This window comes from Cupriavidus sp. MPR-AND1C (assembly GCF_058809705.1).
In genome coordinates, this window is the sequence record NZ_JBXASU010000054.1 from 1 (window position 1) to 14,001 (window position 14,001).

Genomic DNA, 14,001 nt, shown 5'->3' on the forward strand with positions numbered 1-14,001 from the left:
GGGCGGGTTTGAGTGCCAGGGTCAGGGGCGGGCGAGAGCCTTGCGGCCGCACCCGCCTGCCGGTGCTACAGGTGCGCTGGCGCGCCGCGCCGGGCTTCGATTTCGCGCAGCACGCGCCGCTGGATCTTGCCGGTGGTGGTCATCGGCAACTGCGCGATGAATTCGATGACCTTGGGATACTCGTACGGCGCAAGCTGGCCGCGCACATGCTGCTGCAGCTCTGCGACCAGCGCGGCGTCGGCCTGCGCCGAACGCACGATCGATGGCACCAGCACGATGAACGCCTTGACCACCGCGCCGCGCTCCGGGTCCGGTGAGGGCACCACCGCGCAGTTCGACACGGCGGGATGCTTGAGCAGGCAGTTCTCGATCTCGCTCGGGCCAATGCGGTAGCCGGAGGATTTGAAGACATCGTCGGCGCGCCCCTGGTACCACAGGTAGCCGTCTTCGTCGATGCGCGCCAGGTCGCCCGTGCGGCACCAGTGCAGGCCGTCGCGCGCCAGGTACTTGCCGGCGGTGGCGTCGTCATTTCGCCAGTAGCCGAGGAAGAACACGGGGTCGGGATGGCCGTGGACGTCGGTGCTGCACACGGCCACCTCGCCGTCCTCGCCAGCCGCGCAGGGCCTGCCCTCGTCATCGACGACGGCGACGCGGTGCCCGGGGTAGGGCCTTCCCATCGAGCCCGGGCGCGCCGGCCAGCCTGGCTGGCCATCGTCGTTTTGCGCGGTGCAGTTGCCCACGATGTAGTTGATCTCGGTCTGGCCGAACATCTCGTTGACGACCACGCCGAGTGCGTCGCGGCACCAGGCGAACACGGTTTCTCCCACGGCCTCGCCCGCGCTCATCAGCGCGCGCAGGTGCAACTGGTAATGCGCGCGCGGGGCGGGGCAGGTCTTCATCATCTGCTTGAGCGCGGTGGGAAACAGGAAGGTATTGGTGACGCGATAACGCGCCATCAGCTCGAAGGCGGTTTGCGCGGAGAACCTGCCCTGGTAGCCCACGATGGTCTTGCCGAAGTACAGCGTGGGCATCAGCGCATCCCACAGCCCGCCGGTCCAGGCCCAGTCCGCCGGGCTCCAGAACACGTCGTCGGCATGGGGGAACCAGTTTTGCGAACAGACGAAGCCGGGGAGATTGCCTATCAGCGCGCGGTGCGGGATCAGGGCGCCCTTGGGCGGGCCGGTGGTGCCGCTGGTGTAGATCAGCACCGCAGCCTCATCGGCCTTGGTCACGACCGCGGTGAACGCCGGCAACTCGGCGGCCAGCAGCGCATCCCAGTCGTGCTCCGCGCGGCCCACGGCGGCACCGGCGCCGATCACCGTGGCCAGAGCCGGACACTCCGCGCGCGCGGCCAGCACGTTGTCGATTGAGGATTCGTCGGCAATCGCCACGCACGCCTCGCTGTGCTGGAGGCGGTACGCCAGGGCTTCCGGGCCGAACAGCATGGACAACGGCATGGCGATGGCGCCGAGCTGATAGATCGCCATATGCGCAATTACCGTCTCGATGCGCTGCGGCATGACGATGCCCACGCGGTCGCCCCGCGCCACACCCAGCGTGCGCAGCGCCCGGCAGAGGCGATCGGCCTCGGCCTGGATGAAGGCGTAGCTGTAGCTGGCGCGGCGCCCGTCCTCGTGCTCGGTGTGGACCGCGATGCGATCCATCGTGGCCGGGTCGCGTGCCCAGCGGCCGCAGCATGCTTCGGCCAGGTTGAAAAACTCGGGCACATGCCAGTGGAATTGCGAGTGTAGCGCGGGATAGTCGTCGCGCCGGCTTGCTGGCAGGGCAGGTGCGGCCATGCTGGGTCTCCTGGGTTGCGTTCGGGATGCGGGCCGGGCCGGCTTGCCGCTATAATCCGCAAACGAACGATCGTTCTATTTTTTTTGGCTTCCCCGTTGCCGCGGGTGAAAGCGTCTGCCACGATCAGGGAAAAGGCACCCGGGGAGACACCATGACAATTAGAGAAACCTCGCGCTCGGAATTTATCACGTTGCGCGGCCTCCATATGCACGTGCGCCACTGGGGCGAGCCCGGTGCGCCCACCTTGTTCCTGCTGCATGGCTGGATGGACGTGGCCGCCTCGTTCCAGTTCATGGTGGACGCGCTGGAACGCGATTGGCACGTGATCGCCCCGGACTGGCGCGGCTTTGGCCAGACCGACTGGCCTACGCGCTATCCCGGCACCGGGTCTTACTGGTTTCCCGACTATGTCGCCGATCTCGAGGCCGTGCTCGACCACTACCAGCCGGACGCGCCGGTGAACCTGGTGGGGCACAGCATGGGCGCCAATGTGGCCTGCTTCTACGCTGGCATCCGCCCCGAGCGGGTGCGCCGCGTGGTCGACCTGGAGGGGTTTGGCATGACCGGTACGCGCGCCGAGCAAGCACCCGGGCGCTATGCGCGCTGGCTCGACGAGTTGCGCGAGCGCCAGCCGTTGCGTTCCTATGACAGCGTAGAGGCGGTGGCGGCACGGCTGCAGAAGACCAATCCGCGCCTGCCCGACGACCGCGCCGCCTTCCTGGCCGAGCACTGGTCAGCGCGCAATGCGCAAGGCCGCTGGGAAATACTGGGCGATGCCGCGCACAAGATGGTCAATCCGGTGCTATACCGGCTCGACGAGGTCATGGCGATCTGGGCGCAGGCCACCGCGCCGGTGTTGCACGTGGAAGCGCGCAATTCGCAGACGCTCAGCCATATCGCAAAGGGCCAGCCGCTGGCGGAGTTCAAGCAGCGCTTCAAGGCGTTTCGCGATTTCCGCGAGGCCATTGTCGATGACGCCGGCCATATGCTGCATCACGACCAGCCGCGCGTGGTGGCCGGGCTGGTCGAGTCTTTCTGCGTCTGATGCTGTGGGCCGTGCATGCCGACGCGCTTTAGAGGCCATTTCAAAAAGATTCTGGCGTCGTTGCGCGGCCTTGCCGTACCAGTTGTACTGTCTGCGGCCGCGCGCCTAGCCAGAACCGCTTCGCTTCATGTTGAAACAGCCTCTTAGGCGCGCGTCAGCTTTTCCTTGAGCGTGGCGTTGTTGCTGGTGTGCACATGGACCAGTGCCTTTTCCGGGAAGGCATAGTGATAGGCGCGCCGCAGGGCCAGGGCTGCCTCGTGGAAGCCGGAGAGGATGAGTTTTTGCTTGTTGGGGTAGAAGGCGATGTCGCCCGCGGCGAAAATGCCGCGGCGGGATGTTTCGTAGGTGGTGGTATCCACCACGATGCGCCCGGCGCGCATGTCGAGATCCCACTGGGCGATCGGGCCGGGTTCGGAGACGAGGCCGTACAGCGCTACGAGTTCGTCGGCAGGCAGGCTGATCGTGTCTTCCCGGGTACGAATGTCGACCCCGGCCAGCGCGTCGCCTTCGGTCTTGAGCGCGCCGAGCATGCCCACCACGAAGTCCATCTCGCCGGCGGCCACGGCCGCGCGCATTTCGGCCACCGCCCCGTCGGCCGCGCGAAAGCCTTCCCGGCGGTGCAGCAACGTAACGCGCGCCGCGGTCTTGCGCAGCGCCAGCGCCCAGTCCAGGGCGGAGTCTCCGCCGCCGGCCACCACCACGCGCTTGCCGGCGAAGCGCGCGGTGTCGCGTACAGCGTAGTGCAGGTGGCGGTCTTCCAGCGCGGCGGCCTCGGGCAGCGCCACGCGTTGCGGGGCGAAAGCGCCGGCGCCGGCGCAGATCAGCACCGCGGCCACGTCGAAGCGCTTGCCGGTGTCGGTTGTGACCAGCAGGCGGTGCGGGTGCTCATGGCCGGCCGTGGCCTGAGGTTCGGGTGGGACCTCGGCCAGGCCGTTGGCGCGCTCGTTGAAATGCATGGGAAAAGCGAACGGCGCGCATTGCTCGAGCAGGCGGTCGACCAGGTCCTGCGCCAGGCAGCCCGGCACCGCGGGGATGTCATAGATCGGCTTTTCCGGGTAGAGCTCGGTGCACTGTCCGCCAGCGCGGTCCAGCACGTCGATGAGCTCGCACTTCAGCCCCAGCACGCCCGCCTGGAAGGCGGCAAACAGGCCGACCGGGCCGGCGCCGACGATCAGCACATCGGTGCGGATCACGTCGGCCGGGACGGTTGGGGTGCGGGAATCAGGCGTGGCGCAAGCAGGGGTTTGGATCGGCATGGCTTGGCGGGCGGCGCGCGTGGCGGCGCCCCGGCAGGAGGGTCATCAGGCCCCAACTATACCGCGCGGGGCCGGTCCCGCCGCCTACGCCAGCGTTGGCGGCAGGGCTATCGGCGCGGATGTGTGGGCCAGCCCACGCGGCGCGCATTGGCGCGGTATTAAAGTCGGATTGAAGGTGGATTAACGCGGAATTATCGCGAGAGTAGAATAGACGCATGCAAAATTCACACGCAATCAACGCAGATCTGCATTGCCATTCCACGGTGTCCGACGGCATGTTGTCCCCCGAGGACGTGGCCGCGCGCGCGCATGCCGGCGGCGTGGCGTTCTGGGCGCTGACGGACCATGACGAGGTCAAGGGCCAGGCCAGGGCGCGGGCCGCGGCCGAGGCGCTTGGCATGCGCTACGTGCCCGGGGTGGAGATCTCGGTGACGTGGGCCGGGCAGACCGTGCATATCGTTGGCTTGCAGATCGACCCCGGCAACCAGGTGCTGGTCAACGGCCTGGCGGCCACGCGCTCCGGGCGGGCCGCCAGGGCGCAGGACATCGGCGAAGCGCTGGCCGCGATCGGCATCGGGGGCGCCTATGAAGGCGCGCTGCGCCATGTCGGCAATCCCGACCTGATCTCGCGCACCCATTTCGCGCGCTGGCTGGTGGAACAAGGGCGGTGCAAGACCATTGGCGAAGTGTTCGACGACTACCTCGGCGAAGGCTGCCCGGGCTATGTCGGGCACCGCTGGGCCAAACTGGCCGATGCGGTGGGCTGGATCCAGGCGGCCGGCGGCATTCCGGTGATGGCACACCCGGGCCGCTACCACTACACGCAACTCCAGCACGATGCGCTGTTCGACGAGTTCAAGCAGCTTGGCGGGGCCGCGGTCGAGGTGGTCACCGGCAGCCATACGCCGGAGCAGTACCGCCAATATGCCAATGTCGCGCATCACTATGGCCTGCTGGGCTCGCGCGGCTCGGACTTCCACGGGCCGGGCGAGGGACGGATCGAGCTGGGCTCGCTGCCGCCGCTGCCGTCGTCGGTCACCCCGGTCTGGCATGACTGGTAAGCCGCGCCGGCCAACGGCCGCCCCGCGCCCAGCCGTCCCGAACCCGCCATGCGTTCCATTCGCTTCTCTCCATCGCAGAACTGGCCCGGAATGCGCGCGGCGTTTGCGCCCATCCCGCGGCCGGTCGCCCCAGGCCCGCACATGTCCCAATACTTCGATATCCATCCGCTCAACCCCCAATCCCGCCTGATCAAGCAGGCCGCGCAGATCATCGGGCAGGGCGGGCTGATTGCCTTGCCCACCGACTCCAGCTACGCGCTGGCCTGCCGCCTTGACGACAAGGCGGCGGTAGAGCGGCTGCGCCGCTTGCGCGGGATCGACGACAAGCACCATCTGACCCTGATGTGCAGCGATTTGTCGGAGCTTGGCAACTTCGCGCGGGTGGACAACCGGCAGTACCGCTGGCTCAAGGGCGCTACGCCCGGGCCCTACGTCTTCATCCTCGAGGCTACCAAGGAAGTGCCGCGCCGGCTTTCGCATCCCGCCCGCAAGACCATTGGCGTGCGGGTGCCCGATCATCCCATTCCGCTGGCGCTGCTGGCCGAAGTGGGCGAGCCGCTGATTTCGGCCACCCTGCAGCTGCCGGGCGACGAAGCCCCGCTCAACGAGCCTGAGGTGATCCGCGCCCGGCTGGAAAAACTGCTGGAACTGGTGATCTGCGGCGGCGCCGCGCCCGCGCAGCCGACCACGGTGATCGACCTGACCGCCGGCGAGCCAGAACTGGTGAGGCAGGGACGTGGTGATATCGAGCGTTTTGGACTGTGATTGCCACCGAACAGTCGCTTTGCCGCGGCCCCGGTACAATAGCGACCCATGGATTCTTCCCTGATTCAGACCCTAGCGGTCTACGCCCTGCCGGTCCTGTTCGCCATCACGCTGCATGAAGCCGCGCACGGCTACGTGGCCAAGCTGTTTGGCGACAACACCGCCTACTCGATGGGCCGCGTCAGCCTTAACCCGGCGCGCCATATCGATCCCATCGGCACCATCGCGGTGCCGCTGCTGCTCTATTTCATGACCAGCGGACAGTTCGTCTTCGGCTACGCCAAGCCGGTGCCGGTCGCCTTCGACCACCTGCGCAATCCGCGCTGGCATGGCATGTGGGTGGCGCTGGCGGGCCCGGGCAGCAATGTGTTGCAGGCCTTCCTGTGGGCGCTGGTGGCAGTCGGCCTGGTGGTCGCCAGGGTGCAGGAGCCCTTCTTCACCCAAATGGCGCAGGCCGGCGTGCTGGTCAACCTGGTGATGGCTGCGTTCAACCTGTTCCCCGTGCCGCCGCTCGACGGCGGCCGCGTCCTGACTGCGTTGTTGCCGCCGCGCATCGCGCAAGCGGTGTCGCGCATCGAGCCCTATGGCATCTTCGTGGTGCTGGCGCTGGTGGCGGCTGGCGTGATTACCAAAGTGTGGATGCAGCCGGTGATGGGGGCGCTCAGGAGCCTGGTGTTGCTGATGCTGCAACCCATCCTGGCGCTGGTGCAGTAAGCCGCGGCGCCGGCGCCCATGCCGGCGCAGACCTCGACCACGCGTACCCGTACCTGCACCGATTCCCACAAATACAGATAGACATGTTCCCCGATCGCGTTCTTTCCGGCATGCGGCCTACCGGCGCGCTGCACCTGGGCCATTATCACGGCGTACTCAAGAACTGGGTCCAGCTCCAGGCCGAATATCCCTGTTTCTTCTTCGTGGCAGACTGGCACGCGCTCACCACGCACTATGAATCGCCGGAGGTGATCGGCGAATCCGTGTGGGAGATGCTGATCGACTGGCTCGCCGCCGGCGTCGATCCTGAACGCGCCACGCTGTTCATCCAGAGCCGCGTGCCCGAGCATGCCGAGCTGTTCCTGCTGCTGTCGATGGGTACGCCGCTGGGCTGGCTGGAGCGGGTGCCGACCTACAAGGACCAGATCGAGAAGCTCAAGGACAAGGATCTCTCCACCTACGGTTTTCTCGGCTATCCGCTGCTGCAGGCCGCCGACATCCTGATCTACCGTGCCGGCCGTGTGCCCGTGGGCGAGGACCAGGTGCCGCACGTAGAGATCACGCGCGAGATCGCGCGCCGCTTCAACTATCTGTACGGGCGCCAGCCAGACTTCGAGGCGCAGGCGCAGGAAGCCGCCAAAAAGCTGGGCGGCAAGCGCACCAAGGCCTATCTGGAACTGCGCCGCGCCTATCAGGAGCAGGGCAAGGCAGAGGCGCTCGAGGAGGGCGGCGCGCTGGTGGCGCAGTCGCAGAGCCTGGCCGCCGAAGACCGCGAGTTGCTGCTGGGCTACCTGGGCGGCTCGCGCAAGACCATCCTGGTCGAGCCGCAGGCGCTGCTGACCGCGGCATCGCGCATGCCCGGGCTGGACGGCCAGAAGATGTCGAAGTCCTATGGCAACACCATCCGCATGCGCGAGGACAAGACGTCGGTGGAAAAGAAGGTGCGTACCATGCCGACCGATCCGGCACGCGTGCGCCGCACCGATGCCGGCGACCCGGCGCGTTGCCCGGTGTGGCAACTGCACCAGGTCTATACGGACGCGCCCACCCGCGAGTGGGTCGAGAAGGGTTGCCGCAGCGCCGGCATCGGCTGCATCGAATGCAAACAGCCGGTGATCGAGGGCATCCTGCGCGAGCAGCAGCCCATGCTGGAGCGGGCACAGAAATACATGGATGATCCCGCGCTGCTGCGCGCCATTGTCGACCACGGCTGCGACCAGGCCCGCCAGGTGGCGCGTGAGACGATGCGCGACGTGCGCGCCGTCATGGGCCTGGGGTACCGGTGAGCACGGCGGCGGGCATCCCCCACGCGCCGCTGGGCGCACCGTCGCCGTGGGTGGCGCGTTGGGCACATTTGGTGCGCCCGGGCGGCCGCGTGCTCGACCTGGCCTGCGGCAATGGCCGGCACGCCATCTGGTTCGCGTGCCGCGGCCATGCGGTGCTGGGCGTCGATCGCGATGCGGCGGCATTGGCCGCGCTGGCGGCTTTGCCCGAAGGCGTGGCCACGCGCCCGGTCGACCTGGAGCAGGGCACGTGGCCGCTGGCGGACGAGCCGGGCTTCGACGCGATCGTGGTCACCAATTACCTGCACAGGCCGCTTTGGGCGCATTTGTTCGCTGCGCTGGCGCCGGGCGGCGTGCTTCTTTATGAAACCTTCGCGGCTGGCAACGAGACCGTGGGCAAGCCTTCGAACCCGGATTTCCTGCTACGGCCGGGTGAGTTGCTGGATGCCGTGCACGGCATCTTGCGCGTGATCGCCTACGAAGATGGCGTGTTGAAAGCGCCTAAAACTGCCTTTGTGCAGCGTATTTGCGCGATTCGCGAAGATATAGGCAAAACGGGCGGCGGAGCGCCGCCGCGGTATCCTTTGCCGGGCTGAAGTGCGGCCCCGGTTATTTGCGGGCCCGGTCGGCGAGACCTGGGCTTCACGCGTTGAACTGCCTTGGGTTTTTCCCGGTCGAAGGTGCGGTCGGAAGGCCTTGGGTATCCGGTACAATCGCGGTATTCGTTTCTCGAATTCTCAAACGTTATGACACAGATTAACGGCAGCATCGTCGCTATCGTGACGCCGATGCAGGAAGATGGCAGCCTGGATTTCCCCGCGCTGCGCGCCCTGGTCGACTGGCACGTGGCCGAGGGCACCGATGGCATCGTGATCGTCGGCACCACCGGCGAGTCGCCCACGGTGAACGTGGATGAGCATTGCGAGCTGATCCGCGTCGCCGTGGAGCAGGCCGACAAGCGCATCCCGATCATCGCCGGCACCGGCGGCAACTCGACCAAGGAAGCAATCGAGCTGACCGCGTTTGCCAAGCAGGTCGGCGCCGATGCGTCGCTGCAGGTGGTGCCCTACTACAACAAGCCCACCCAGGAAGGCATGTATCGCCATTTCCGCACGATCGCGGAAGCGGTGGAGCTGCCTGTCGTGCTGTACAACGTGCCGGGCCGTACCGTGGCCGACATGCAGCACGACACCATCCTGCGCCTGGCGCAGGTGCCGGGCATCATCGGCGTCAAGGAAGCGACCGGCAACATCGACCGTGCCGCGCAACTGATCAAGGATGCGCCGCAGGGCTTCTCCATCTACAGTGGCGACGATCCCACGGCGATTGCCCTGATGCTGCTGGGTGGCCATGGCAATATCTCCGTCACGGCCAACGTGGCGCCGCGCAAGATGCACGAATTGTGCGTGGCTGCCTTGAAGGGCGACGCGATTACCGCGCGTCGCATCCATATGGAACTGGTTGCGCTGAACAAGGCGATGTTCGTCGAGGCCAACCCGATTCCCGTCAAGTGGGCGCTCCAGCAAATGGGCAGAATGCAGGGTGGCATCCGCCTCCCGCTTACTCCGCTGTCACCGGAATACCACGATGTGGTGCGCAAGGCGCTGTCGGCGGCCGGCCTGCTCGGCTGATCGCACTGTGTTTTGCCGTCATCCCTCAACTAGGATTGCGTGTCAATGAAACTCAAGCTTAACCGCCACGGTGCAACGCAAGTTGGCCGTGCCGCCCTGGTCTTGCCCGTGCTAGTGGCAAGCGCGTTGTCCGGTTGCAGCAGCATCAATGACGCGATGGCGCCCGACAAGATCGACTACAAGTCCGCTGCCAAGCGCACCTCCACGCTGGACGTGCCGCCGGACCTGACCAAGATCGAAGGCGACCGCCGCTACTCCGTGCCGGATCAGAACGGCACGTCCACCTTGTCGACCTACAACCAGTCGAACAAGGTCGTGCAGCAGCAGGTGGGCGCCGAGAACGTGCTGCCCTCCACGCAAGGCATCCGCATGGAGCGCGATGGCAACCAGCGCTGGCTGGTGATCAGCAACGGCATGCCGGCGGACAAGCTGTGGCAGTCGATGCGTGAATTCTGGCAGGAGAGCGGTTTCCTGCTGGTGCAGGACTCGCCAGAGACCGGCATCATGGAAACCGACTGGGCCGAGAACCGCGCCAAGATCCCGCAGGATTTCATCCGCAACACGATCGGCAAGGTTTTCGACGGGCTGTACTCGACGTCCGAGCGCGACAAGTTCCGCACGCGCTTGGAGCGCTCGCAGAACGGCAGCCTGGAAGTCTTCATCAGCCACCGTGGCGCGCAGGAGCAACTGACCGGCATCGACAAGTCGACCACGACCTGGACGCCGCGCCCCTCCGATCCCGAGCTGGAGGCCGAATTCCTTTCGCGCTTCGCGCAGCGCCTGGGGGTGCAGAAGGAGCAGGCCGACCGCATGGCCAAGAACCCCGCCTCGCCGGTAGCCGCCGCCGCCGCGGGCGCCACTGCCGCAAAGGGTGCAGCGCCTAGCGCCAATGCCAGCCTGACACAGGTCAATGGCAGCCAGGCACTGCAGTTGTCCGAGCCGTTCGACCGTGCCTGGCGCTCGGTCGGCCTGGCGCTGGACCGCGTGAACTTTACGGTGGAAGACCGGGACCGCGCGCAAGGCCTGTACTACGTGCGCTATGTCGATCCGCGCGACACCGTGGACAACCGCGGTTTCTTCTCCAAGCTGTTCACCAAGACCGGCACCGAGGACAGCAAGAAGGCGAAGAAGTATCGCGTGGCACTGAAGGGTGATGGCACCGGCACGACCGTGACGGTGCAGAACGATGCGGGCCAGCCGGAAGGCACCGAAGTCGGCAAACGCATTCTTTCGCTGCTCGACGAGCAACTGCGCTGACCGGCATGCGGGTCACGCAAACCACCCCGCGGCGCCCGGCCGCGAGGTGGCTCGCCGGGCTGCCAGGGGAGGCGGGCGCATGATGCGCTTTGCCTTCCTCGGTAGCGGCAGCGAGGGCAATTCCCTGTTGATCGAGTCGCAAGAGGGCACCACCACGACCAGGGTGTTGCTCGATTGCGGCTTCGGCATTCGCGAAACCGCGCGGCGGCTGGAGCGGCTCGGCATCACGCCGGATCAGCTCGATGCCGTGCTGGTTACCCACGAGCACGGCGATCATGTCGGCTCGGCTTACGCCTTTGCTTCCCGTCACGACCTGCCGGTACATACCAGCCACGGCACCTGGCTTGCCACCTCGCACATGCGCGGGGCGGACAAGGCCGACGTACGCGTGTGTGGTGCCGACCATCCGTTGGTGATCGGCGGCCTTCACATCCTCCCTTACACCGTGCCGCACGATGCGCGGGAGCCGTTGCAGTTCGTGCTAAGTGACGGCGACGCCCGTCTGGGCGTGCTGACCGATGCCGGCATGGAGACGCCTTACGTTACCGCGCGGCTGGCGGGGGTGCATGCCCTGGTGCTGGAATGTAACCACGATCGGGAGATGCTGCGCAATTCCGCCTACCCGTATTCACTCAAGCAGCGCATTGGCGGCGATTTTGGCCACCTTGCCAATGAAGTGGCGGCCGGCATCCTGGAGCGAGTGGCGCATGCCGGGCTGCAGCGCGTGGTGGCCGCGCACCTGAGCCAACAGAACAATACCCGGGAGCTGGCCACCCAGGCACTGGCCTCGGTGCTGGGGGTGTCGTCAGGCGACATCCTGGTGGCGGACCAGCACGAAGGGCTGGGCTGGCAGCCGGTCAGGGCCTGAGGCGGGGCCGGCAACACGCCGGCGAAGCCTGCAGGCGTAAAAGCTACGGACGTAAAAAAGCCGACCCGAAGGTCGGCTTTTTTATCGGTCGAGACCGATTACTGCTTAGCAGCCGGAGCCGATGCGTCAGCAGCCGGTGCCGAAGCGTCAGCGGCAGCAGCCGGAGCCGATGCGTCAGCAGCGGGAGCAGCAGCCGGAGCCGATGCTTCAGCCGGAGCGGCAGCAGCCGGAGCCGAAGCTTCCGGTGCCGGAGCAGCGGCTTCTTCTTTCTTGCCGCAAGCGGCGAGAGCAACGGCGGCGAGCAGCGATGCGATCAGGAGAGACTTCTTCATTGTTCGTCCTTTAACTTTAATAACAGAAAAACAGGCGATGAATAATTACCGGTAATTATCGCTCTTGAACTGCAAAATAGAGGCTCTCCCGGGTGCCGACAAATGCAGTGGTACACAGTACTAGCCAGCCGGTGATTATATCCGCGTTTTCCCGGCTTGTGTAGCGCTGTCTTTTCCTGTTTTTGGTTGTTACGGATTATTACAGCGAAGCGGGTCCGAATTGCAGCCAGCCCTCCAGCGCCCAGTGATGGAAAGTTTCCATCAGATCCGGCAGATCCGCGCAGGCAGTCACTTCCGCGGCGCTCAGGCAGCGCTGGTCCGCCAGCAGGCGCAGCCAGCGCGCCAGCGCCGAGGGCGGCTCGTATGCTTCGCCATTGATAAAGAAATGGGTGCGGTCATACAACGCAATCGATCCCGGCGCAAGCACGACGCCGTGAGACAGGGCGAGTTTGTTGTATTTCTTCAGCGCGATTTCGGATATTTCCGCAAACTCCACGCTTGGCTTGGGCTCGGAGAGATGCGCACCCAGAAACTCCGAGACCATGCTACCCGACCAACGGAGGGCACTGAGTTTCTCGGTCACCGCTCGCACCATCTGGGCCGGCAGTTGGGCCGGATGTGCCGTTGCCGGCTCACCGGCATCCGCGTAGCGCCCGTTCAGATCCTCGTTGTCCTCGACCGTTTCCGAGAGCCAGGCCAGGAAGTGCCCCGCCAGTTCGCGGTAGGCCGGTGCGCGAAAGCCGATCGAATACGTCATGCACTCGCCGTCAGCCACGCCGTCGTGGGCATACTGAGGTGGCAGGTAGAGCATATCGCCTGGTTCCAGCACCCATTCTTCTTCGGCCGTGAAGTCCGCCAGGATCTTGAGTGGCAGGTCAGGGACCAGATCGAGCTTGGTCTGGGACGAGATGCGCCAGCGGCGCCGGCCCGATACTTGCAACAGAAAAACGTCGTAAGAATCGAAGTGCGGACCCACGCCGCCGCCGTCGGTGGCATAGCTGACCATCAGGTCGTCCAGGCGCGCATCCGGGACGAAACGGAATTGCCCCAGCAAGTCTGCGGCTGCACTATCGTGGAGGTTAACGCCCTGCACCAGCAGCGACCATTGACGGGCTTTCAGCGAGGGCAGGTTATCGGCGGCGAAGGGACCTTGTTCGAGCTTCCAGCGGTTGCGAAAGTGCGACACCAGGCGCGACTCGACGTCGTCGCGGTCGGCCAGTTGGAAAAGCGACTCGCGCGATACCGGCGGCACGATTCCCGGTACGGCTTGTCGAACCAGCAGGGGTTTGCGGTGCCAGATATCGCGCATGAAAGCAGCTGGCGTCATGCCACCCAGGAGGGTGAGCGGCGCGTCAGGATCGACGGGGCCGGGGGGCAAGGCCTGCGCGTATAATGCGGAATCGTTCATGGAGTCAAGAATTGAAAATCGCTAAGAACACGGTGGTATCCGTGGTGTACAAGCTGTCGGATGCGCAGGGCAATCTGATCGAGGAGTCGGATGAGCCGATGGTTTACTTGCACGGCGGATATGATGGCACGTTCCCCAAGATCGAGGAAGCGCTCGAAGGCCATGAGGCCGGCTTCGAAACCCAGTTGCAGCTCGAGCCCGAGGAAGCCTTCGGCGATTACGACGCCGATATGGTCAAGGTAGAGCCGCGCGACCGTTTCCCCGAGCCGCTGGAAGTCGGCATGCAGTTCGAAGGCGTGCCCGAAGACGGCGACGACGAAGACTCGATCATCTACACCGTGACCGATGTGGCTGAAGACAAGGTGGTGCTGGATGGCAACCACCCGCTGGCCGGCATGGCGCTGCGTTTCTGGCTGCAGGTAGCGGAAGTCCGCGAAGCCACGGGTGACGAAGTGCAGCACGGCCACGCGCATGGCGCCTCGGGCATCGAAGTCGTGGACGAAGATGAGGACGACGAAGGCGACAGCAGCCGCACGCTGCACTGAGTGCGCCACGCGCGCGCGCCCTCGCGGAAGGTCCCA

General features: G+C 65.8%; 14 protein-coding genes. 10 read left to right on the plus strand and 4 right to left on the minus strand.

The features are described 5' to 3' along the window. Positions 1-65: 65 nt before the first annotated feature. Positions 66-1,799 carry an acetate--CoA ligase gene (locus AC1RWI_RS24825; protein ID WP_492869381.1) on the minus strand — a complete coding sequence of 578 codons (1,734 nt, stop codon included), beginning with the start codon at positions 1,797-1,799 and terminating at the stop codon, positions 66-68. 152 nt (positions 1,800-1,951) lie between these two features. On the opposite strand from AC1RWI_RS24825, the gene AC1RWI_RS24830 reads away from it, so the two are divergent. Continuing rightward, positions 1,952-2,845, plus strand: coding sequence for an alpha/beta fold hydrolase (locus tag AC1RWI_RS24830; RefSeq protein ID WP_043344937.1), 894 nt, complete (start codon positions 1,952-1,954; stop codon positions 2,843-2,845). Positions 2,846-2,988: 143 nt separating this feature from the next. On the opposite strand, the gene AC1RWI_RS24835 is transcribed toward AC1RWI_RS24830, so the two are convergent. Beyond that, the gene (locus tag AC1RWI_RS24835) at positions 2,989-4,101 is read right to left on the minus strand and encodes an NAD(P)/FAD-dependent oxidoreductase (RefSeq protein WP_492869383.1); all 1,113 of its coding nucleotides are present in this window, start codon (positions 4,099-4,101) and stop codon (positions 2,989-2,991) included. 215 nt (positions 4,102-4,316) lie between these two features. Between AC1RWI_RS24835 and AC1RWI_RS24840 the strand changes: the two genes are divergently transcribed. From AC1RWI_RS24840 to AC1RWI_RS24875, 8 genes are all read left to right on the plus strand, one after another. Continuing rightward, positions 4,317-5,162: a 3',5'-nucleoside bisphosphate phosphatase gene (locus AC1RWI_RS24840; protein ID WP_043344939.1), complete on the plus strand. Its 846-nt coding sequence runs from the start codon at positions 4,317-4,319 to the stop codon at positions 5,160-5,162. 141 nt (positions 5,163-5,303) lie between these two features. Continuing rightward, positions 5,304-5,927 carry an L-threonylcarbamoyladenylate synthase gene (locus AC1RWI_RS24845; protein ID WP_043351481.1) on the plus strand — a complete coding sequence of 208 codons (624 nt, stop codon included), beginning with the start codon at positions 5,304-5,306 and terminating at the stop codon, positions 5,925-5,927. A gap of 48 nt (positions 5,928-5,975) precedes the next feature. Continuing rightward, complete coding sequence (locus AC1RWI_RS24850; protein WP_043344941.1) at positions 5,976-6,641, plus strand: site-2 protease family protein; 666 nt, start codon at positions 5,976-5,978, stop codon at positions 6,639-6,641. An 83-nt stretch (positions 6,642-6,724) separates the two neighbouring features. Next, the gene (locus AC1RWI_RS24855) at positions 6,725-7,927 is read left to right on the plus strand and encodes a tryptophan--tRNA ligase (protein WP_492869386.1); all 1,203 of its coding nucleotides are present in this window, start codon (positions 6,725-6,727) and stop codon (positions 7,925-7,927) included. After that, complete coding sequence (locus AC1RWI_RS24860) at positions 7,924-8,520, plus strand: class I SAM-dependent methyltransferase (RefSeq protein WP_082054811.1); 597 nt, start codon at positions 7,924-7,926, stop codon at positions 8,518-8,520. Before AC1RWI_RS24855 ends, AC1RWI_RS24860 begins: the two co-directional genes overlap by 4 nt. A gap of 150 nt (positions 8,521-8,670) precedes the next feature. After that, positions 8,671-9,555, plus strand: a complete 885-nt coding sequence (gene dapA / locus AC1RWI_RS24865; protein WP_006163130.1) for a 4-hydroxy-tetrahydrodipicolinate synthase — start codon at positions 8,671-8,673, stop codon at positions 9,553-9,555. Between the two features lie 45 nt (positions 9,556-9,600). Further along, a complete protein-coding gene (bamC, locus tag AC1RWI_RS24870; RefSeq protein WP_492869389.1) occupies positions 9,601-10,812 on the plus strand; it encodes an NlpB/DapX family lipoprotein in 1,212 nt (403 codons plus the stop codon). A 79-nt stretch (positions 10,813-10,891) separates the two neighbouring features. Beyond that, the gene (locus tag AC1RWI_RS24875; RefSeq protein WP_043344944.1) at positions 10,892-11,680 is read left to right on the plus strand and encodes an MBL fold metallo-hydrolase; all 789 of its coding nucleotides are present in this window, start codon (positions 10,892-10,894) and stop codon (positions 11,678-11,680) included. A gap of 98 nt (positions 11,681-11,778) precedes the next feature. On the opposite strand, the gene AC1RWI_RS24880 is transcribed toward AC1RWI_RS24875, so the two are convergent. Together AC1RWI_RS24880 and AC1RWI_RS24885 are read right to left on the minus strand one after the other, a co-directional pair. After that, positions 11,779-12,012 carry a hypothetical protein gene (locus tag AC1RWI_RS24880; protein WP_082054812.1) on the minus strand — a complete coding sequence of 78 codons (234 nt, stop codon included), beginning with the start codon at positions 12,010-12,012 and terminating at the stop codon, positions 11,779-11,781. A 199-nt stretch (positions 12,013-12,211) separates the two neighbouring features. Continuing rightward, on the minus strand, positions 12,212-13,420 hold the full coding sequence (locus AC1RWI_RS24885) for a cupin domain-containing protein (protein WP_173430673.1): 1,209 nt from the start codon (positions 13,418-13,420) through the stop codon (positions 12,212-12,214). 11 nt (positions 13,421-13,431) lie between these two features. Here AC1RWI_RS24885 and AC1RWI_RS24890 point away from each other — a divergent pair, with 11 nt between their 5' ends. Further along, positions 13,432-13,965, plus strand: a complete 534-nt coding sequence (locus AC1RWI_RS24890; protein WP_043344946.1) for an FKBP-type peptidyl-prolyl cis-trans isomerase — start codon at positions 13,432-13,434, stop codon at positions 13,963-13,965. Positions 13,966-14,001 lie beyond the last annotated feature (36 nt).